Below are 19875 nucleotides of genomic sequence, written 5' to 3'. Positions count from 1 at the left end.
GAATCAGGCGACGAAATAGCCGGTGAGCTGATAGCCGATCAGCACGAAGCCGGCGCACATCATGGCGACGTTGGCGGTATAGGCGTGGCGCAGGAAACCGGCGGTGCGCCGCCAGAAGCCCATGACGATGAGGATGGCACTCAGGGCCAGCAGCTGGCCGACCTCCACCCCGACGTTGAACGCCAGCAGGTTGGGCACCAGGCCGTCAGGTGAGATCTCGTACTCGATGATCTTGCTCGACAGGCCGAATCCGTGAAAGAAGCCGAAGACCAGCGTCGCCGCCTTGGTGTTGGGCTGAACGCCGAACCAGCGCTGGTAGGCGCCAATGTTGTCCAGCGCCTTGTAGACGACGGAGAGCCCGATGATGGCATCGATGAGATAGCTATTGATGCCGATGTTGAAGACCACCCCCAACAACATGGTCGTGGAGTGACCGATGGCGAAAAGGCTGACGTAGATGGCGATGTGCTGCATCCGATAGAGGAAGAAGATCACCCCCAGCAGAAACAGGATGTGGTCGTACCCGGTCACCATGTGCTTGGCGCCGAGGTAGACGAACGAGATCAGGTGAACGCCATAGATCTCCTGGATGTAGCCCTTGTCGCCTTCGGCGACGGCGTGGGCAAGGGCATCACCGCTGGCTCCCAGGAGCATCACCAGCAGCGTAAGCAGGGTCAGGGCATGGCGTCGGGCCTTGTCAGGCACGCCGAACGCCTCCCCCATTCGGGATGGGAACATGAAACCTCCACGGGTCTGTCTTGGGTATCGGCCGTCCGGTGGACGGCCCCGGCCATCCAGCGATGACCGGCCGTGGAGGGCGCTCCAGGCGATAGACGCGGCGCAGCGGAACGCCGTGCCGAGCACCGATCCGCAGGGCGTCACGGAAGCGCGGTGCCAGGCTCACGCCTGCCGCGAGACGGTCCGCCGTCTCGTGGAAGTGGCTGCCACTCTCGTGATGCAGGTGGCGACCGTCCCCGTGGTCGTGGCCATGGACATTGGCATGGGAGTGCCCATGGTGTTCCCTTTCCATCGCCTGGTACGCCGCCTCGCTCGCTGCCGTGCTCAACGGCCCATGGGCACGCGACTCGCCGGCACTGGTCAGCACCAGGCCCGGTACAATGAGCAGCAGCAGGAGCAGGTAGCCGAGACGATGGCGCAGCCGGTGGAGCATGAATAGCCAACCAGGATGACAAGGGAAACCGGGGCGCAAGTGCCGGGCCGCGACGGGCGGCATTGGCACGCTGCCGGCAAGAGCCTAACATCCTCCCTAGGGGGATAGGAACAACGACAGGGAGCCTAAACATGCCACCACATACTCACGAGAGCCACCCCGACATCATCAAGCGGCTCAACCGCGCCCGGGGGCACTTGCAGAGCGTCACCCAGATGATCGAGGAAGGTCGCCCCTGCCTGGACATCGCCCAGCAGCTGCATGCCGTGGAGAAGGCCATCCAGCAGGCCAAGCGCACCCTGGTGCAGGATCACATCGACCACTGCCTGGACGCGGCCATTGGCGCCAAGACGGAGGGCCAGCAGGCCCAGATCGAGGACTTCAAGGCCATCGTCCGCTACCTGTAGCGGCGTGGTATCGCAGTGGTGAGATCGGAGCCGCCTACTTCACCTTGTCCTTCCACATGGCGTGACAGCTGACGCAGGCGGTATTCAGCTCCTGCAGGGCCTGACTGGCGGCGGGCCAGTCCCGCTCCGCCGCCGCCGCGGCGGTGCTCTCGGAATACGCATCCAGCAGCTTGTCGAAGGCGACCAGGCTGGACTTGAAGCCGGCCTGGTCCTCCTCCGCCATGATCGCCCAGGGATCGTGGCTCGGTGCCGGGTGGGTGAGAATGATATTGGCCCCGCTCTTAACCATCTGCGGGTTCTGCCGCAGGATGCCTTCGTGCATCAGGCCGGAGGCGCCGCCCATGACCTCCATCAGCTCGCGATAGGTCATGTCGGCCCGCTCCATGCCGGCCACCAGGCCTTCGGCGGTGCCCTCCTGGGCCTGGGTCCCGCCCGCCAGCAGGGCCAGGGCACCAACGATGAGTGATGCCTTTCTGACAAAGGGTGTCATCGGTCTCTCTCCTCTGTATGACGACATGCTCAGACGCATGCTTCTGTCGTTTCCGCCGGCCATAGCCTCGCGGCCAGCAGGGTGGCGGTCAGGGCCAGGATGGCCAGGATCGCGAAGGCGGGCATCATGCCCAGGGCACTCCCCAGCCAGCCGGCCAGCGGATAGGCCACCAGCCAGCAGGCGTGGGAGAGCGAGAACTGGGCGGCGAACAGCGCCGGGCGCTCCTCGGCCGCGCAGGACTGCTTGAGCAGCCGGCCGGTGGGGGTCATCACCATCGAGGCCCCGGCGCCCAGCACGAACCACAGCAGCAGCAACGTCACGAAGCCAGGCGCCGTCAGCCCCGCCAGCAGGCTGGCACTCATCAGCAGGCCGCCCGCCAGCATCACCGGCCGCTGGTCCAGGCGCTCCAGTATCTTTGGCAGGGTAAGGGCAACGACCATCGAGCCACCGCCCGCTGCCGCAAAGGCGATCGCCACCTGGGTCTCCCCCAGGCCCAGCGCATGACGCACGTAGACCACGGTATTGACGATCTGCATGGCGCCGGCCGCGGCCACCGCCATGTTGAGGGCGAGCAGCCCACGCAGCCGTGGGGTGGCGAGATAGCGGCTCATGCCCTGGGTCAGCCTGGCCCAGACCCCGCCGACGCCTGTCTGCGGATGCGGCGAGGGCAGCGACACGCTGACCACCAGCAACGCCGAGAGCAGGAAGGCCGCCGCATTCAACACGAACAGCAGGTTGAAGGAGATCACCACCAGCAGCAGCGCGGCGAGCAGCGGGCTCAGCAGGTTCTCCAGGTCATAGGCCAGGCGCGACAGGGAGAGCGCCCGGGTATAGCGACGCTCGTCCTCGAAGATATCGGGGATCGTGGCCTGGAACACCGGCGTGAAGCCCGCCGAGCAGGCGTTGAGAAGGAAGATCAGCAGGTAGATCTGCCACACCTCTGTCACGAACGGCAGGCTCACCACCACCGCAGCGCGCAGCAGGTCGAGGGTGACCAGCAAGGCGCGCCGTGGCAGCCGGGTGGCATAGGCGCCCACCACCGGGGCGATGCCCACGTAGGCGATCATCTTGATGGCCAGCGCCGTGCCCAGCACCTCCCCGGCGCGCTCCCCGGCCAGCTCGCTGGCCAGCAGCGCCAGGCCGACCGTGGTCAGCCCGGTGCCGATCAGGGCGATCACCTGTGCGGAGAACAGGTGGCGATAGCGACGATCCCGAAGCAGCTCCATACCGATCCTCTTGAGCCGGGGTGGCCCGAGGCCACCAGGCATGTCAATTCATATCCCCCCCAGGGGGATATGGGAAGCCTAGCGACTGCCGACCAGGAGGACAATTGATGTTGGGCAACTCAGGACGAGATCGCGCACCATGCAGGGGGGCAACAACGCCATACCGGGCACGACACAAGGAGATCACATGGCGCCGCTGTACCGAGCTGCCATCTGCCCCTCTTGGCGACTGCCGGATCTGGTACCCAGACCGGCCGGAGGGACAGCAGCCACCGCCCGGCGACTGCGATGAGCTCCGTTACCAGGTTCCGCCCGGCGCACGGCTCATTCGTGGTTGACAGCAGAAAGAACACACCTTTTTCTTTCAATAGAAAGGTTTACACGATTAATTTCCAAAAACCGCTCATCCAGGGCCTCTTGGAGGAGCGGTCGGCGTCCGTAAAGAAAACGACCGGATAGTATACAGCAGCTTTCGGCCATGAGCGGCCATTGAGATTTTCCTGATGTTTAACGCTATGAATAAGCCGCCGTTTTTTAGCAGCTAGCAAAAAACGGTCGGCTTGATTAACTTTTTAACTCCTACTGTTCCTGAACGACTTCAACATAGTTTTTTAGCTTTCTGTTAAGATAGCTGGTTACATTAGCCAAATTGAACTCTTTAACTGCTGTAAACTCACATGTTATCGCGGTCCTTCGTATACTATCATTAATAGAGCTTATGTTATTATCTTCGCAAGAAGTTAATTTACATGGGCGATATTTTTCAACTACATAATCTGGTCGATATGTAAGAAAACCTTCATGTCCCTTGTCATAACTTTCTAGTATTTCTGATAACCTTTTTTCGTATTGTGAGGCTCGTATCTGCCCGATTGACCAAAATTCGGACAAATCACGATCAATCTCTCCCGAAAATGTTCTATTTAACAAATCCTGAATTTCACTCTTGTGCTTTTCTAACGTTGTCTCACGGGTGCCCGGGCCATGATGAACAAGCACCTTCTCTATCAACTCTTTTGTGAGCTCTTGGTTCGTGCCATTTAAAAGCTCATCCGCAAACTGATTTCCGGCGACTACAATCCTGAGACTCCACTCCGATTCAAGAAGCTTTCCTTGTCGCTCATATTCGAAATCGAAAAACTTTCGCCAATTATTCCTAAAAGTAACAGAGTTTATATATCTATTTTGAGCTAAATCAGAAACCTTGTTATCGGCATCGAGAATGTTTAAAAGATCAGAAACATCATCTGAATTTGTAAGTACAAATAATGTAAGCAAACATTTTTTTGGAGGCCTTCCAACTCGGGATGCGTCGGCACTCTTAATCGCGCCATCTATCGCCTCAAAGCTATCTTTAAAGCTCGTAGAAGTGGAAAGTGCTGCATGCGCATTTAATTTCTCGTCAACTCCAGCCTTATCCAGACAATACCAATAAGAGAATGGGTTTAGTCTATTCGTATTTACACGAACCACTGTTTCTTTACTGACTGAATCTGGAATAGGGAGATTTATAACGCTAACTAACTTTTTGTGTTGCTTGTTGACTTCTTCTTCAAATTTAAGAGAAAAAATATCATCATTTGTAAACATTATTATTAGAGCGCCCCTCAACCCAGAGCGACATAAGGCGACGTATCTCTGAGCGGCGGCAGTCACAAGAGCGTCGGTTCTGCCGGTTGCTAAATACTCGGTGTCGGACAACCCTAGTAAACCTTGAATAAAATAATCGCGCTCGCAGTTGTCAGCAATAACAACACATGTTCTGTCAGAATTACTGGAAGAAAGTTCCTTTGCTTTCTTCACCCATTCCGTGTCATCTTCAATATGTAGGAAGACAGAATTCCTAGACGATTTCTCTATTAAATCAGTATTTTTACCAAACCCAGAAACTACGCGGTGCCAAATATTGTTGTTATCATACCTAATATTGGACGCTGATGACATGGAACTCTGAGTTTCCATAAAATCTCTATTTAGTTTGCTGGCGAATAGCGTCTTTCCTGTGCTTTGCTCCCCATAAATTATAATGCTCTTGCTCACCTTTCTTAGCAAACTCTCTTCAAACGAAGATTTAATATCTGCCACCAAGCCATCCCAGTGATCCAAGAAAACTTTGTATCCACTATAAATGCTTTCGTTTAAATACTCCGCTCTTTCTGGATAAATAATTCTATTGTATTCCACGGTACTACAACCTCCATTTCTAGAGCCTTTGATAAGAAGCTCGCTATCAAGCTAAAACCAATTATTTCGCCGGCGGCATAACACTACTCGATCTGCCCGCAGCATGTGCGGCATGACCGCTTTGGGTCGAAATCAGCCATTCATTCGCGCTGCAAGCAGCGCTCCTACGAAAACCGTTGCAGTGGACGGGGTCCAAGGCCCGCTGAACGAGCGCGGTGGATTTCTTTGGCATCCCATCTGCCCTATTCCATGGCCGAACATGGCCCCATGGTAGACGCAATTCCCTAATATTGCCCGGGTGATTGAACTCTTCCGCCACAGAAGTAAGCGTTAACTTGCGCGATGTAGGCTTTTACCACGGCCCTCCGTCGTGATTGACGACAAGAGCTTCGGCAAGGCGGGAGCCGTACCTGCAAAGTGGCGCCGCCTTGCGTGGGCACGGGCATGGAGGGCAGGACGAGGATCATACCAGGGGAAATCAAGCTGACAGAAACGACATCGCCCATCCACGAGGGATGGGCGATGCATGTGCCTGGGTTGGCGGCTCAGCGTCAGTTGGAGGGGAAGTTCAGCTGGGCCCGTTCCCGTGTGCTCTGGGCGGGCCAGCGCTGGGAGACGGCCTTGCGGCGGGTGTAGAAGCGCACCGCATCGGGGCCGTAGGCGTGGAGGTCGCCGAACAGCGACTCCTTCCAGCCGCCGAAGCTGTGGAAGGCCACCGGCACGGGCAGCGGCACGTTGATGCCCACCATGCCCACCTCGATGGCATCACTGAAGCGCCGGGCGGCCTCGCCGTCGCGGGTGAACACGCAGGTGCCGTTGCCGTACTGGTGGGCGTTGATCAGCGCGATGGCCTCCTCGAAGGTCTCGACGCGCACCACGCAGAGCACCGGGCCGAAGATCTCGTCGCGGTAGATGCCCATCTCCGGGGTCACCCGGTCGAACAGGGTGGCGCCCAGGAAGTAGCCCGGCGATTCCGTCACCAGCGGATGCTGGCGGCCGTCGACCACCAGCTCGGCGCCGGCCGCCTCGCCCTGTTCGATATAGCCCGCCACCTTGTCGCGGTGGGCGGCGTTGACCAGGGCGCCCATGTCGAGGCCCTTCTCGGTCCCGGCGCCGATCTTGAGGGTACGGGCCTGCTCGCGGACCTTCGCCACCAGGGCATCGGCGGTGGCATCGCCCACGCACACCGCCACCGAGATCGCCATGCAGCGCTCGCCGGCACTGCCGAAGGCGGCGCCGATCAGGGTGCTGGCGGCATTGTCCAGGTCGGCGTCGGGCAGCACCACGGCGTGGTTCTTGGCCCCGCCCAGCGCCTGCACGCGCTTGCCGTTGTCGGCACCGCGGCGGTAGATCGATCTCGCCACCGGGGTGGAGCCGACGAAGCTGAGTGCCTTGACGTCGGGGGCGTCGATCAACGCCTCCACGGCCTCGCGGTCACCGTGCACCACCTGGAAGAGCCCAGCGGGCAGGCCCGCCTCCTCCAGCAGCTCTGCCATCTTGAGGGCGGCGGAGGGCACCTGCTCGGAGGGCTTGAGGATGAAGGCATTGCCGCAGGCAATGGCCATGGGATACATCCACAGCGGCACCATGGCCGGGAAGTTGAACGGCGTGATGCCGGCGACGATGCCCAGCGGCTGGTGGTTGGACCAGGTGTCGATGCCCGGGCCGGCGTTATGGGAGTATTCGCCCTTGAGCAGCTCCGGCACGCCGCAGGCATACTCGACGTTCTCGATGCCGCGCTTGAGCTCGCCCATGGCGTCCTCGAGCACCTTGCCGTGCTCCTTTGCAACCAGGGCGCAGAGCTCATCGGCGTCGCGCTCCAGCAGCATCTTGAAGCGGAACATCACCTGGGCGCGCTTGGCCGGCGGGGTGTCGCGCCAGGCGGGCTGTGCCGCCCGGGCGGCGTCGATGGCGCGCTCCACGGTGGCGGTATCGGCCAGGGGCACGCGGCCGATCACCTCGGCGCTGGCGGGGTTGGTCACGTCCAGGTGGCGGTCGCCGTCCAGGCGCTCGCCACCGATCCAGTGGGTCAGGGTCTGCATGTCGCGTCCTTGTGGATCAGTATTCACGGCCGAGCAGGGCCTCGTCGAAGGGGTAGCGGGAGAGCTTCTCGACCCCGGTGTCGGTGATCAGCACCTCCTCCTCGAGCTTGACGCCGTCTGCGGCGCCCACCTCGCCGATGTAGCTCTCCACCGAGACCACCATGCCGGGCTCGAGGACGCCGTCCTTGGAGAAACGGTCGAAGTCCATGTGGTGCGCCACCAGCGGTGTCTCGCCGTGCATGCCCACCCCGTGGATGATCGAGGGGTAGCGGCGATCCAGAAAGCGCTCGGGGATCTTCCAGGCCGTTTCGGCGATCTCGCGGTAGCTCATGCCGGGCTTGAGGATGCCCATGTTGTGGTGCACCTGGTCATAGGCCATGCGGTAGAGCTCGCGCTGGTAGGCGCTGGGCCGGCCCGGCCCGACGTGGAAGGTGCGCGAGAAGTCGGAGTAGTAGCCGTGGCAGCCGATGGTGTCGGTGTCCAGGGCCACCAGCTCGCCGGGGCGGATCTTGCGGTCGCTGGCCTCGTGGAACCAGGGGTTGGTGCGCGGCCCGGAGTTGAGCAGGCGGGTCTCGATGAACTCGCCACCGCCGCGGATCACCTCGCCGTACATGATGGCAAAGAGCTCGTTCTCGGTGACGCCGGGCTTGATCGCGGCCTCCACCTCGGCCACCGAGGCCTCGCTTGCCGCCATGGACTGGGCCAGGCAGGCGATCTCCTCGGGGGTCTTGATGCGCCGGCAGTGCAGGGTGTCCTGCATGCAGTCGAAGACATCCAGCCCCTGGGCCTCCAGCGAGCGGGCCAGGTTGAGCGCGCAGCGGTCCAGGCCCACCTTCCTGTTGCCGCGGCCATGTTCCTGGACCAGCTCGGCGATCTCCAGGCCGAAGGGGTCCGAGGAGAGGTTGTCGCGCTGGTTCACCGCCGACCACACCACCTTGGAGGTGCGCGACTCGTCGATGGTCTCCAGCCAGGTGGAGATATGCGCGCTGCCCGGGTACTCGAAGAGGATGATCGGGCCTTCCAGCGGCACGTAGATGTAGCGCGTGGAGTTGCGCAGGAAGTAGCCGAACATGTTGCGCGACCCGGTGGCGTAGCGCTGGTTGTTGGGGTCGAACAGCACCAGGGCGGCGTAGCCCTGCTCGGCCATCATGGCGCGCAGGCGCGCCAGGCGCCCGGCGCGTAGCTGCACGGGGTCGAAGGCGGTCGGGATGCTGTCGCCGTTGGCCATCGGCGCGGACGGCACCACCGGAATGTGGTCCGGTTCGCTGTCGGTCAGTTTCTCTGACTCTACGATGCTCATGGGGTCTCTCGCTGTGTCGTCAGGGGGATGGCCGCCTGCACGCGCGGCCATCGGCAAGGGAGGTAGCAGGAAGCGACGTCGGGGCTCAGTCGGCCAGGCTGTCCGAGCGGTCCATGCCCTCCTCGAGGAGCCGCTCGTGGACCGGCGCCATGCGGCCGAAGATGCGCTGGGCGCGCTCGGGGCGGCCGATGAAGCCCGGCTCCTTGGCGTAGGCGAAGATCACGGTGTGGCGCTCCTTGTCGCCCTCCACCGGGGTGACCCGGTGCAGCGAATAGCGGCCGAAGAAGACCTGCAGGTCGCCGGGCTGGAGGTCGAGCGACTTGAGGCGCGTGCGGTCGCCGTCGATCACCTTCTCCACCTCCGCGAAGTTCTCGCCCTCCGGGCTGCGGATGCCCGGGGCATACTCGAAGCGGCCGCCGCCGTGGGACTGGCGGGTCATCATGGTGACGATGAACTCGTTGGTGTCGTAGTGCCACGGATGCTGGCAGCCCTCGCGCAGCACGTTGACCACCAGGTCGGCCAGCGGGTCGGCGTACTGGTGGATCTCCTCCATGCCCACCACGGCGCCGATGAAGCGCTGGAAGTCGGGATGCTCGTAGACCTGGCGGATGATGGTGTCGCCATCGATGCGATCGCCGGCCACGAAGCCGTTGGTGCGGTCGTCGAAGCGGTTCACCGGATGGCTGGCCGGTTTCTCGGCATCGCCGGCGCTGTTGTAAGGGTTGGTCTCGGTCTGGTTGTAGTGCGCCTCCGGCGAGAGGCGTTCGGTCTCGCGCTCGAGCCGCGCCAGGGCGTCCTCCGGGACGAAGTTCTTGAGCACCACGCAGCCGTCCTCGTCGAGCTGGCGACGGCACTGCTCGATCAGGGCGCGGCCGGCCTCGCCGTCCAGGTCATTGACGGGATAGCGGGCCAGGTCGATCAGGCCATCGAGGGTGTTGGTCGTCTGGACGTCAGCGGTTGCCTGCATGGCTCTCCTGCTCCTGAGTGTTGCGGGATGTCGCTGGACAGCATAGTGACGCCTCATTCATAATGAAAATGAATGATTGAGATACAACCAATTTCAAGAGCTCATTGTTCATGGATACCGTGCTGCTTCGCACCTTCGTCACCGTGGCCGAGTGCCAGGGCTTCAGCGCCGCCGGCAAGGTGCTGCATCGCACCCAGTCGGCGGTGAGCCTGCAGATCAAGCGTCTCGAGGACCAGATGGGCCAGGCGCTGCTGGAACGCACCAGCCGCAGCGTCTTGCTGACCGCCCCGGGGGAGCGACTGCTGCCCTATGCCCGTCACATGCTCAAGCTCGAGGACGAGGCCCGGGAGGCCCTGGGCGACACGCGGCGCGGCGAGCTGATCCGCTTCGCCACCTCCGAGGAGCAGGCCGCCGCCTATCTGCCCGCCCTGCTGCCCCGCTACGCCGAGCGCTTCCCCGACACGCGCCTGGAGATCCACTGCGACATGAGCGCCAGCCTGGTGAAGCGCTTCCAGGAGGGACTGCTGGACGTGGTGCTGTCGATCCGCCACCTGCCGACCCAGTCGGGCCAGCTGCTCGGCTGGGAGCCGATGGTGTGGGTGGTGGCCGAAGGCGTCTCGCCGGCCGACTGGGCGACCCTGCCCCTGGCGCTCAACCCGGAGGGATGCATCTTCCGCGCCCATGCCCTCTCGGCCCTGGGCCGCGAGGAGCGACGCTGGGAGGTCCACTACTCCAGCCAGTCGCCCACCGGCATCAACCTGCCGGTCCAGGCGGGCCTGGCGATGACGGTGAAGACCCCGCGCAGCGTGCCCGAGGGGTGTCGCATCGTCGGCGAGGCGGAAGGCCTGCCGCCCCTGGGCCAGGTGGAGATCGAGCTACATCGCCGGCCGGGGCACACCAGCGAGGCCCTGGAAGCCTTCTGCGAGGAACTGGAGCACCTGGTGATCGACCACGACGACGTGGCCGCCCCGGAGCCGAGCGAGGCCGTCACCTGAGCCATGGGCAACAGACGCCGCGGGCCCGCGTCGTAAAGCGACGCGGGCCCGCCTTGCTCTGCCGGGGCGCGATCAGGCGTCGCGCCCATCAGTCCCGCTGATAGGTGCCCACCAGGCGGTTCATGCCGATCAGGTGGGGCTCCGCCTGCTTGAGCAGTTCGGGCAGCGAGAGGCCCTCCGGCAGGTCGGTGGCCTTGTCCAGCGCCAGCACCCAGAAGTAGTACTGGTGCACACCGTGGCCCTCCGGCGGCATGGGGCCGCCATAGCCGTTCTTGCCGAAGTCGTTGAGCCCCGGGGTGCCCTCGCCGCTGCCCTCCTTGAGCTCGCTGGTGGCGGCGGGCAGGTTGTAGAGCACCCAGTGCACGAAGCCGTAGCTGCCGTTCTGCACCAGGGGGGCATCCGGGTCATGGCAGATCACCGCGAAGCCCTTGGTGCCCTCCGGGGCGCCCTGCCAGCTGAGGGCCGGCGAGACGTCGTCCCCCTCCCCGGTGTATTTCGTCGGAATGGCACCCCCCGCCGCAAAGGCGGAGCTTTCGAGCTGCATGGTCGAGAGAGCAAAGGCCATGGTGATCAACCTCCCTGGATATCCAAGAGTTGAAGATGTCTACGTTTTGGCGAGACGGTGAGACAGCGCCGACTCAGCGTCGGAGAAAGCCCGGCGCCTGTCAACGCCACCTCTCCATGGCATGATGGCCGCAAGCCACGAGTTCAACCCGGGAGACCGCCATGCCTCGCCTGCTGATCGTCGCCCATGCCCCCTCGCCCAATACCCTCCGGCTGCGCGAGTCCGCCGAGCGTGGAGCCCGCCACCCCGATATCGAGAACGTCGAGGTCACCGTGAAGCCACCCCTGGAGGCCGGCCCCGAGGATGTGCTGGGCTGCGATGCCATCCTGCTCGGCACCACCGAGAACCTGGGCTACATGAGCGGCGCCCTGAAGGACTTCTTCGACCGCAGCTACTACCCGGTGCTGGAGGAGAAGCAGGGGCTGCCCTGCGCGCTCTATATCCGCGCCGGCCGCGACGGCACCGGCACCCGCCGGGCGGTGGAGGGGATCGTCACCGGCCTGCGCTGGAAGTGGGTGCAGGAACCGCTGACCCTGCGCGGCGAGTGGCAGGAGGCCTTCGTCGACCAGGTGGAGGAACTGGGCATGGCGATGGCCGCAGGGCTGGAAAGCGGGATTCTCTAGTGTGCTGTTTCTCACGTTCGCGTAGATAATTTGGTCAAGAGATCCTTCCATATGCTCTCATCGGCCCTCCTCTCGTGATCAGTGCCGCTTGTTTCGAGCGCAGAAACACGGTCTCGAGGAGAGGTCCGAGAGGCGGCCGTCCTGGGACCGCCTTCTTGGTTAACACTCAGCCCTTCGGGGTGAACCAGATTGGCGAGGTGTAGGCCCGCTCCTGCGTGGTCATCGGCACCTCGTCCGGCATCGTCAAGCCGTAGAACTTGGCGTCGTAGGCGGTCCAGCGCGGGGTTGGGATCTCGATAACGCGGGCGTAGTAGAAGGCGCGTTGAGAGGCGTCAAAGTCCGGGTCGGTCCAGACCGTGATCAGTTCGGGGGCTCCGATGGTGTTGGTCCAGGTCGCCTCGGCCGTGTTCACCGAGTTGCCGACCGGGGGCAGCGTGCCATCGGTGCCCAGCTCGCGCTCATCGGCATCGCTCCAGACCACGTCATGAACCTTTTCCTGCGTCTCGCCGTTGGCATCGACCCAGCCCTTGATGATCTGTATGCGGTCGAGGTTGGCGCCGATCGGATCCTTGAGCGCGGCGACGAGGAAGGTCGGGGCCTTGCCCTCCGGCGCATCGCTGAGGTCCCCGCCCATGGGCACCCCCTTGGTGTAGCCGGTCTCGGCCGGGAGCCGACTGTGCGCATCCTCGGGCGTATAATCCCAGCCGCCGAAGAAGCGGACGATAATGCGACTGCCGGTGGTGGCATAGGCCTCACGCCGCTCCATGGCATCGAAGATCGCTTCACGGGTATTCTCCGTGGCCCACACGGCGGCGTAGCCGGAGGCGGTCACCTCCCACTCCATGATCTGCAGGTCACCTCGCCTCATGAAGGGTCGCTTGATCCGCTCCGGCCCCGGCTCCATGCTCGAGACCTTGCCGAAGAAGTTTTCCTCCTCGGCGGTGGCGAGGCCGGTATGCGAATCGGTCGAACCGATCAGGCCGAACTTGTAGGGATTCGTGCCGAGCTCCGGCGCGAGGGCCAGCCCGTTCTTCAGCGCCGAGCGGGCATACTCGAACTCCAGCATGTCCTGCGTCTTCGCCTCGCTCAGGACCAGGTTGCCCTTGTCCCAGGTCTCATAGTCGGCGAACTCGTCGTTCGGCGAGAGAAAGGGGTGGGCCTCGCCGTCACCCTTCATCTGCGTCACCTCGTAGAGCGGTTCCCAGCGCGCCCGGCCCTCGGCATAGGCATCATCGATTGGCTGACCGGTGAAGGACTCGATGCGCGGGAACATGCGGCCGTTGGAGAGGTTGCCGTTGTGCGCGATGGCGAGTACGTCGCCGCCGGTCTTCTCCTCGTAGGCTTGCATCCACTTCCAGAGCTCGCGGGGGTTGTCGCTGCCCCAGGGCGCCAGGGTCACCATGGGCTCCATCTGCCGGGCATAGCTTCCGCCATCGCGGTAGATAACGTTGCGGTGCAGGTTGTTGCCGCCGGAGTTCGAGGTCCACTCATAGCCGATGAAGGCGGTGAAACGGCCCGGCTCGTTGGCCGCCTCGGCCGCCTCGATGGTTTCCTCCCAGGCCGAGCGATAGATACTCGCGCCCGGCATCGACAGCAGATCCTTCGGGAAGGATCCATCCGAGAAAGAGTTGACGATCTCGAGTGCCGCCTCCACCCCCTTGCCGGACTGGACCATGTTGTACCACTTTCTTCCCGTTGGATCCGCCAGCGAGGAAGGGGCGCCCGAGAGCAGCTGCGGGAAGAACCCCATGTTATCGGAATGGTCGGCGACGACCAGGAAATCGAGCGGGCGCGAAAGCTTCACCTGCTGACCGCTCGAGGCCATGAGCTCTTCACCCTTTGCAAAGCGGTAGGCGTCCTGCGGCATGAGCCGCGCGCCGGCGGCACCGGCGTCCATGGACATGCCGGTGTGAAGGTGCGTGTCGCCGAAAAACGGCCGCGTGGGGAAATTGCGCCCGGCATAAGGCGAGTACGGTCGCGGCTGCTGGATACCCTGAAGAGCTTCCTCATCCATCGTGCTGGTGTTGATTCCCACGGTCGAACGTTCTTGCGCCACGGCCGGAAGGCTCAATACGGCTGCCGTTGAGCCGGCAAGTAGAACTCGGTGAAGCGTTTCCCAGGACATTGTCTTTCTCCTTCCATCGCTCGAATCAAAAGGGTTGGTCGTACAGTCCCATCCGCTGTGGTCATACGAACCCTGTCACGCGCTCGATCAGCCAGAAGGCCGCCAGCGAGCCGATGGCGTAGGCGGACGCGCCCGCCCCCCATCGCGAGGGTGCAACACTCACACGACGCCAGGCCCAAAGGCAGGCGGCGACGGCGGCGACGAAGGCGAGCTGTCCCGCCTCGACACCGAGATTGAAGGTCAGCAGCGCCAGCGGAATCTCGGCGGAGGGCAGGCCGACCTCCGCCAGCGCCCCCGCGAATCCGAGGCCATGCAGAAGACCGAAGGCGAATGCCACGATCCAAGGATGCCGCGCGGTGAGTCCCGGCTCCCCGCGCCCCTGCCGCGCCAGCTCGCTGGCCAGGAAGAGGATGCTGAGCGCGATCACCGCCTCGACCGGCGCCTGCGGCACGGCGACGACGCCGAGGGTGGCGGCGGCAAGCGTCAGGCTGTGCGCGATCGTGAAGGCGGTGATGGTCTTGACCAGCAACGCGGTTCCTCGAACGATCAGCGTCAATCCGAGAACGAAGAGCAGATGGTCAAGCCCGAGCAGGATATGCTCGATGCCCAGGACGAAGTACTCGCCGGAGACGGCAAGCGCGGGGCGAGGGCCCTCGATGTCCACCCACGGGGCGGATGGCTTCACGAGATTGGTCTGTGCGGTACCATCACCGAATGCGACCCGGACGAGCGTATCGGTGCGCATGCCTTCAAGCCCCTCGATGACGATGCGCTGACCGACGAGGCCATCCGCACCACAGTCGATCAGGCCACGCTCGACCAGCGCGCCGGGGACGGCACGGCCGGTGCCGGCGGCAACCTCGGAGCAGGACCCGGGCCAGCCGACCGAAAGGCCCAGCGCCTGGTCACCGCGTGCCGGCCGCTTCCAGAGCACCTCATACTGGCCGGATGGCAACTCGCGAATGTCGAGATAGGCCGGGCGCGACTCATGGGCGCTTGCGGGCGTCACCCACAACAGCAACACGGCCAATGCGATAGCGAGCCGGGCGATCACGGCTGCCCCCTGCCCATTGCCAGCCCAGCCGGCATTGCGTCGGTTTCTTCCTCGATCACCACCTCGTAGCGGGCGAGGAGCTGGTGATAGATCGCCTCGTTCGCTTCCTGACGTTGCACGTGCGCCCAGTCTGCCCGGACCTTCGCCTCTATCTCCGCGAGCGGCGGGGTCACGCCCGCCTGCCGCCCCTCCACTCGGACCAGATGCAATCCGTAGCCGGTCGCGATCGGCCCGGACCAGACGCCTGGCTCGAGTCGCATGAGCGCGTTCGCGAAGTCCTGTCCGAAGAGGAGTGCGACCTCCCGTACCGTGCTGCCACGATAGGTTCGATCGAGCAGCCTGCCGTCACCCAACCCGTCCGGACCGGCATCGCCCGCGCGCAGGCTTGCCAGCACCACTCGGGCCGCCTGCTCGCCTGCCGCGCCGCGCCGATCCAGGTCGAAGTAGACCTGAGTGAAGGAGAGCCGGGGCGGCGTGCGATACTGCTCGCGGTTGGCCTCGAACCAGGCGGCGAGTTCCTCGGCAGACGGCTCGCGCAACGCGGCGAGGTCCTGGGTGACGAACTCGAACTTCTGTCTCAGCAGACGGCGAATCACCGTATCGTCGCGGTCGAGCCCGAGCGCCAGCGCCTCGCGGTAGAGCACCTCCTCGCGAACCTGTTCATTGATGAGGCCGGCGACCTCGGCGTCTGTCGGGGGCCGTTGCCAACGCTTCTGCCACAGCGTTTCCAGCCGCTCGATATCCCCCGCCGTCATCACGATCCGGTTGTCAGGCGAAGTGGTTTCCGGGTCTGCCGTGGCGCCATAGAGTCCAAAAAGCACTCCTCCGATCAGCAGGAAGTGCACCAAGGGTTCCCTCGCGATCCGCGATACGATGGACTGTCTGGAGCGCATGTCCGATACCCTCCATGGGCATAAAAAACCGCCAACCATCACCAGTGCGAGACAGCCTGCCAGATAAGGACTTCTCCATTGCGCCCTAAGGGTGCAGCGGGAACTTGTAGGCTAATCTCTCTGCTGGAAAAGCCTAGGTGCTTCGCCGCGAGGTCGGTAGTTGGACCTTGGGCCCACTTAATATTGCAGCAGCGCCTCAAGGCCCCCCCCCTACCTCATGGCGTAGGACGCAAGATGTGGCCATCGGGGCTGAATGCGGCGCCCCTGCACCGCCCTCAGTCTTTATAACTACTGCAGCACAGGCCGGGCGTTCACCGGTTGGATGAGGCAGTTGTTGGGGAAAGAGTCCAAACCGATAGGCGACCGGCAAGGTTACCCGGTATTATTGACGAGCGGCTCAGTCGCCGTTCCCTGCTGGCTCTTTCGGCAGGGGGGTCAGGAACATCCTTACCAGCACGCCCACGCCCAGGCGTGTGCGGATCACGGACAAGATGTTGTAACCCAGCAAAGCACCCGACAGACAGATGACGTTCGCCCAGACGTGGGGCATATCCAGGTCTCGGAACAACGCACTCAGCGAGGGAATAAGGCCGCCATACTCGTGCCTTCCCTCGAAGCCCTTTTCCAGCAACAGGACGACCAGCACGCCAAGAGCGTACAAGGTGGTACGCAGTACAACATCTACCCATGCTGATTGACGCCGCACCCAGCTCCCCAGGGGCACGTGCTGCATCACCAGCACGACCTTGGACAGGATCAGCGCGCCCACAACCGCCTTGGACATACCACTGAATTCAATCTGGTATTCCGCCAGAATGAGCTGCTTCAGCAAGAGAAAGGGGGCCAACCAGCAGCCAAAATAAAGCGTTGCAAGTCCCACCGATTTTAGCTCGTGGATCAGCTTTTTTCTCAGTTCCATCGGGTCTTGTTCTCCCACGGTTAACGACTCTTCAGGCGCTGTCCGAAAAAGGCTGACCATTAGCGGTCTGAATCGCTTTGTCGTCAGGCGTGAAAACCCGAGCCATGTTATAGATCTGGTTCCACGGCGCCCTGAACTCTGGACTCTATCCTGTCCACGAAGTAGGCATACTGGATTCGATAGTTACCCACCACCGGATTGCCGTAGATATCGGCTTCCTTGGCGATCTCGGGGGCTTCCTCCGGTCCTGCTTCGACTTGGGCACTCGCGAACGATGATATGGGCGTTAGAAGCAGAAGGCCGGAAAGAGCAACTCCGGTACAAGTTCTCATGATGGTGTTCCCCTTCTCGTTGAACTCCGTATTGAACTACGCAGTTGATAGGCTAGATAACGTTTCAGCTCAGCCGCGGACAGCCCGCGAAGCGCGGTTGGCCGTCGGATGGAGCGCTTCGTTGGGTTGCACGCCAGCTACTTAGGTGGATTCGCCGGCGGAAGTGCTCCGACCTGCTCCTGCAGATCGATGAGCGGCTGCTGGCTCACCTTGAGGAATCCGTCGCGCGGTCGATCAAGATCGACCACGAGGGTGATAACCGCACCAAGGAGGGCGATCAGCACGATGGTAGTGATGGGGCTGCGCCGCTGGATCAAGCCTGCGTTGTAGCCCACCATCCCCAGCGTCAGCATCGAGCCGCAGAAGAGGAGGAGGATGATCGTTTCGGGTACGCGTGCGTAGATGCCCGCCGTTACCCGCGTCTCATTTAGGTCGATCGTCTCGTTCAGTGAGTCAATGAACAGGGCCAGGACGTCAGATTCGGGTGTGGCGCGGGCCAACTCCTCGGCGACTGACCAGAGCTTCTCTTGAAGCTCGACCGATCGAGCTATTCTCACTCGGACGTCTGCCAGATCGTCGGTCGCGATGCGCAGGGGAACGTACTCGCGGAGCAGATCCCGGATCTCGCTCGAGGCCGGCTCTGGCAGGTAGCCGGCCCTGAGGTAAGTGGTACCTATGGAATTCGCCTCGGCCAGCACGAGCCCGCGGCGCGTGTCGAAGCGATCGGATGACATCCCCATCGCGACCGCGAGCAGGAACGCCATAAGGGCCAGGAGCGAGCCCACGATCATGCCCGTGGGGCCCTCCTTCTCGTCATGCGTGCGCTCCTGCCACCAATACCCGTAGCGGTAACCAACCTCGATAACGGTCAGCGCGAAGATGGTGAACGCTACGAAGACGCCACCGATCGGCAGTGAATCAAGTATCTGCTGGAAACTCACCGTACCTCACGCCTCGGTAGTGGCCAGGTTCGCGAGATGTCGCGAATAGCCGTTATATCGGGCATAGAATAGTCCTTGTATCATGCCGCCCAACGCCTGAGCTAACCGGGCGGCGGCAGAGGCGTTGATTATAGATTCCGCGCCAACCGCCGCTCCGGTTGAGCGACTTGCTAGCTGGCCTGACGAATCCCAATGTCAGGCCGATTCATTGTGCTAGGGCACTTGCTTTACCGGCGGAGGGTTCCATTTTCCGGTGAGCGCATCGGGCTTCGGCCAGTAGATACGCAGGTAAGATGAGAATGGTCCCTTGGGTGCCGGAAGCCAATTCGATTCCATGTCCTTGCCGGGTGACTCGTGCTGGATGTAGAGCGTGAGGCCGCCATCGGCATCCATTTTCATGTCCGGCAACATCGGTGAGTTGATGAGGTAGCGGTCGATGGGATTGTCCACCAGCAAGCTCTCCGGCAGCTGATACATGGTGAGCGACCAGAATGCATGCGCTGGTGGCAGTTTTCCCTTGGGGAAATGCAGAGTATAGCGGTTAGCGCCGTTGAGCTTTTGGCCGCTAGCGTCAGTAAAATAAATAGGGTACATCGCTTCCTGTTTTGAATTTCCCCAGATGCCAATGGTTGCGAGCCAGCGATAAAAGTAATTGTTTTTCATGGATGCGCGAGTGCCGAAGACATCGCCGGCGGTAATTTTACCTTCTGCCAATAACTTCGCGCCGTCCGCAAATTCATTCCAAGCGTCGACTATGCCTTCCTCGAAGGCTTTCTTCATTTCAGGGGAAAGATTTTTGGGATCAAAGGTCTTTCCGGCGCCGATGCCAATCTTGGCGAACCTTTCCATGAGTTCCTTCTCGGACGGAACAGTCGGACTGAATTGCAGGATGAAATTCAGGATATTGAACACCTCTAGAGAGCTTTTCTGCTCTTCCTGGCTGATCGGCTTGATGTAGTCGATGTCCGGGGCCGGGGTAGGCTCTGCGGTGCCGAGAAAGGACGAGAGCGGCTCCACCTTGTATCCGGCCTGGATTTTTTTCACGTTGTCGATGTCGGACGGATCAAAAAGTTGAGTGCGATAGATGAGCACGTTTATCTCGGTCTCGGACTGTATGACCTTCTTGATCCCCTGCGGTTTCTCGCCCTTCCAATTCGGGCCAGCCAGCATGATGCTACCCGCTTCGTTACCGGTGGTTCGGCTGCCGGCATAAGCAAAGTTGAACGTATAGGCGTCGATGAACTGAATCGAATAATAGCGGCCTTCTGGAATTTCCGGGACCGTCAGAACGAGCGGTTCGGCCCGGAGGTCTGCACCGATAAAGGAATACGGCGTGTCGGAATTGGGCGTCTGGACGGCCTTGTCCTCCGGGGTGTAGACGCGCGGGATGTTGTGGATCTCATTCCACTGTCCCTTGTATTCGGGGTCGGTCTTGTCAACGAAGTAGCCGTATTGGATGCGGTAGCCGTCCACCATGGGATAACCGTAGATGTAGGCTTCCTTGGCGATGGCACGCGCCTCCGCTGCGCTGATCTTGTCTTGGGCGTGAGCCTGGACCTGTGGAAGCGCAAGCAGCGCCGTGATGCACCCCAGCGTGATGAGTCTTGTGAGACTTTCACGTATTGTCATCTTGTGTGTCCT

Annotated in this window: 18 protein-coding genes; 3 read left to right on the top strand and 15 right to left on the bottom strand. The window is 62.1% G+C overall.

Annotation, left to right across the window (positions count from 1 at the left end):
- Window positions 1-3: 3 nt before the first annotated feature.
- Window positions 4-738, bottom strand: a complete 735-nt coding sequence (locus P8934_RS05470; RefSeq protein WP_278033288.1) for a HupE/UreJ family protein — start codon at window positions 736-738, stop codon at window positions 4-6.
- Entirely contained in the window at window positions 698-1171 is a 474-nt protein-coding gene (locus tag P8934_RS05465; RefSeq protein ID WP_278033287.1) for a hypothetical protein, read from the bottom strand. The genes P8934_RS05470 and P8934_RS05465 overlap by 41 nt, the downstream gene beginning before the upstream one ends.
- A gap of 131 nt (window positions 1172-1302) precedes the next feature.
- Between P8934_RS05465 and P8934_RS05460 the strand changes: the two genes are divergently transcribed.
- On the top strand, window positions 1303-1578 hold the full coding sequence (locus tag P8934_RS05460; protein ID WP_278033286.1) for a metal-sensing transcriptional repressor: 276 nt from the start codon (window positions 1303-1305) through the stop codon (window positions 1576-1578).
- Window positions 1579-1612: 34 nt separating this feature from the next.
- Here the strand turns inward: P8934_RS05460 and P8934_RS05455 are convergent, their stop codons facing one another.
- From P8934_RS05455 to P8934_RS05430, 6 genes are all read right to left on the bottom strand, one after another.
- Window positions 1613-2068 carry a hypothetical protein gene (locus P8934_RS05455; protein WP_278033285.1) on the bottom strand — a complete coding sequence of 152 codons (456 nt, stop codon included), beginning with the start codon at window positions 2066-2068 and terminating at the stop codon, window positions 1613-1615.
- A gap of 29 nt (window positions 2069-2097) precedes the next feature.
- Window positions 2098-3294: an MFS transporter gene (locus P8934_RS05450; RefSeq protein ID WP_278033284.1), complete on the bottom strand. Its 1197-nt coding sequence runs from the start codon at window positions 3292-3294 to the stop codon at window positions 2098-2100.
- Window positions 3295-3873: 579 nt separating this feature from the next.
- Window positions 3874-5478 carry a hypothetical protein gene (locus tag P8934_RS05445; RefSeq protein WP_278033283.1) on the bottom strand — a complete coding sequence of 535 codons (1605 nt, stop codon included), beginning with the start codon at window positions 5476-5478 and terminating at the stop codon, window positions 3874-3876.
- A gap of 551 nt (window positions 5479-6029) precedes the next feature.
- A complete protein-coding gene (locus tag P8934_RS05440; RefSeq protein ID WP_278033282.1) occupies window positions 6030-7520 on the bottom strand; it encodes a CoA-acylating methylmalonate-semialdehyde dehydrogenase in 1491 nt (496 codons plus the stop codon).
- A gap of 16 nt (window positions 7521-7536) precedes the next feature.
- Window positions 7537-8820, bottom strand: coding sequence for a Xaa-Pro peptidase family protein (locus P8934_RS05435; RefSeq protein WP_278033281.1), 1284 nt, complete (start codon window positions 8818-8820; stop codon window positions 7537-7539).
- A gap of 85 nt (window positions 8821-8905) precedes the next feature.
- Window positions 8906-9787, bottom strand: a complete 882-nt coding sequence (locus P8934_RS05430; RefSeq protein WP_133636213.1) for a hypothetical protein — start codon at window positions 9785-9787, stop codon at window positions 8906-8908.
- A 110-nt stretch (window positions 9788-9897) separates the two neighbouring features.
- Between P8934_RS05430 and P8934_RS05425 the strand changes: the two genes are divergently transcribed.
- Window positions 9898-10782, top strand: a complete 885-nt coding sequence (locus P8934_RS05425; RefSeq protein WP_278033280.1) for a LysR family transcriptional regulator — start codon at window positions 9898-9900, stop codon at window positions 10780-10782.
- Between the two features lie 88 nt (window positions 10783-10870).
- Here P8934_RS05425 and P8934_RS05420 read toward each other — a convergent pair whose 3' ends face one another.
- Window positions 10871-11347, bottom strand: a complete 477-nt coding sequence (locus tag P8934_RS05420) for a YbhB/YbcL family Raf kinase inhibitor-like protein (protein WP_278033279.1) — start codon at window positions 11345-11347, stop codon at window positions 10871-10873.
- A gap of 161 nt (window positions 11348-11508) precedes the next feature.
- Here P8934_RS05420 and P8934_RS05415 point away from each other — a divergent pair, with 161 nt between their 5' ends.
- Window positions 11509-11970 (top strand): flavodoxin family protein, encoded by a 462-nt coding sequence (locus tag P8934_RS05415; protein ID WP_278033278.1) that lies wholly within the window; start codon window positions 11509-11511, stop codon window positions 11968-11970.
- A 166-nt stretch (window positions 11971-12136) separates the two neighbouring features.
- Here the strand turns inward: P8934_RS05415 and P8934_RS05410 are convergent, their stop codons facing one another.
- The 6 genes from P8934_RS05410 to P8934_RS05385 form a co-directional block, all read right to left on the bottom strand.
- Window positions 12137-14095 carry a DUF3604 domain-containing protein gene (locus P8934_RS05410; RefSeq protein ID WP_278033277.1) on the bottom strand — a complete coding sequence of 653 codons (1959 nt, stop codon included), beginning with the start codon at window positions 14093-14095 and terminating at the stop codon, window positions 12137-12139.
- Between the two features lie 61 nt (window positions 14096-14156).
- Window positions 14157-15149 (bottom strand): HupE/UreJ family protein, encoded by a 993-nt coding sequence (locus P8934_RS05405; protein WP_278033276.1) that lies wholly within the window; start codon window positions 15147-15149, stop codon window positions 14157-14159.
- A complete protein-coding gene (locus P8934_RS05400) occupies window positions 15146-15994 on the bottom strand; it encodes a peptidylprolyl isomerase (protein ID WP_278033999.1) in 849 nt (282 codons plus the stop codon). Before P8934_RS05400 ends, P8934_RS05405 begins: the two co-directional genes overlap by 4 nt.
- Window positions 15995-16439: 445 nt before the next feature.
- On the bottom strand, window positions 16440-16961 hold the full coding sequence (locus P8934_RS05395; protein ID WP_278033275.1) for a hypothetical protein: 522 nt from the start codon (window positions 16959-16961) through the stop codon (window positions 16440-16442).
- A 469-nt stretch (window positions 16962-17430) separates the two neighbouring features.
- A complete protein-coding gene (locus P8934_RS05390; protein ID WP_278033274.1) occupies window positions 17431-18234 on the bottom strand; it encodes a hypothetical protein in 804 nt (267 codons plus the stop codon).
- A gap of 213 nt (window positions 18235-18447) precedes the next feature.
- Window positions 18448-19863: a DUF1254 domain-containing protein gene (locus tag P8934_RS05385; RefSeq protein ID WP_278033273.1), complete on the bottom strand. Its 1416-nt coding sequence runs from the start codon at window positions 19861-19863 to the stop codon at window positions 18448-18450.
- Window positions 19864-19875: the final 12 nt, after the last annotated feature.

Origin of the sequence: Halomonas sp. CKK8 (assembly GCF_029625235.1) — a bacterium.
GTDB lineage: Bacteria > Pseudomonadota > Gammaproteobacteria > Pseudomonadales > Halomonadaceae > Halomonas > Halomonas ventosae.
This window is presented reverse-complemented; position numbering and strand designations above follow the sequence as displayed.

What these genes read in the sequence shown, in the direction of transcription:
- P8934_RS05470 (WP_278033288.1), bottom strand. Translation starts at nt 738, where the DNA reads ATGTTCCCATCCCGAATGGGGGAGGCGTTCGGCGTGCCTGACAAGGCC.
- P8934_RS05465 (WP_278033287.1), bottom strand. Translation starts at nt 1,171, where the DNA reads ATGCTCCACCGGCTGCGCCATCGTCTCGGCTACCTGCTCCTGCTGCTG.
- P8934_RS05460 (WP_278033286.1), top strand. Translation starts at nt 1,303, where the DNA reads ATGCCACCACATACTCACGAGAGCCACCCCGACATCATCAAGCGGCTC.
- P8934_RS05455 (WP_278033285.1), bottom strand. Translation starts at nt 2,068, where the DNA reads ATGACACCCTTTGTCAGAAAGGCATCACTCATCGTTGGTGCCCTGGCC.
- P8934_RS05450 (WP_278033284.1), bottom strand. Translation starts at nt 3,294, where the DNA reads ATGGAGCTGCTTCGGGATCGTCGCTATCGCCACCTGTTCTCCGCACAG.
- P8934_RS05440 (WP_278033282.1), bottom strand. Translation starts at nt 7,520, where the DNA reads ATGCAGACCCTGACCCACTGGATCGGTGGCGAGCGCCTGGACGGCGAC.
- P8934_RS05435 (WP_278033281.1), bottom strand. Translation starts at nt 8,820, where the DNA reads ATGAGCATCGTAGAGTCAGAGAAACTGACCGACAGCGAACCGGACCAC.
- P8934_RS05430 (WP_133636213.1), bottom strand. Translation starts at nt 9,787, where the DNA reads ATGCAGGCAACCGCTGACGTCCAGACGACCAACACCCTCGATGGCCTG.
- P8934_RS05425 (WP_278033280.1), top strand. Translation starts at nt 9,898, where the DNA reads ATGGATACCGTGCTGCTTCGCACCTTCGTCACCGTGGCCGAGTGCCAG.
- P8934_RS05420 (WP_278033279.1), bottom strand. Translation starts at nt 11,347, where the DNA reads ATGGCCTTTGCTCTCTCGACCATGCAGCTCGAAAGCTCCGCCTTTGCG.
- P8934_RS05415 (WP_278033278.1), top strand. Translation starts at nt 11,509, where the DNA reads ATGCCTCGCCTGCTGATCGTCGCCCATGCCCCCTCGCCCAATACCCTC.
- P8934_RS05410 (WP_278033277.1), bottom strand. Translation starts at nt 14,095, where the DNA reads ATGTCCTGGGAAACGCTTCACCGAGTTCTACTTGCCGGCTCAACGGCA.
- P8934_RS05395 (WP_278033275.1), bottom strand. Translation starts at nt 16,961, where the DNA reads ATGGAACTGAGAAAAAAGCTGATCCACGAGCTAAAATCGGTGGGACTT.
- P8934_RS05385 (WP_278033273.1), bottom strand. Translation starts at nt 19,863, where the DNA reads ATGACAATACGTGAAAGTCTCACAAGACTCATCACGCTGGGGTGCATC.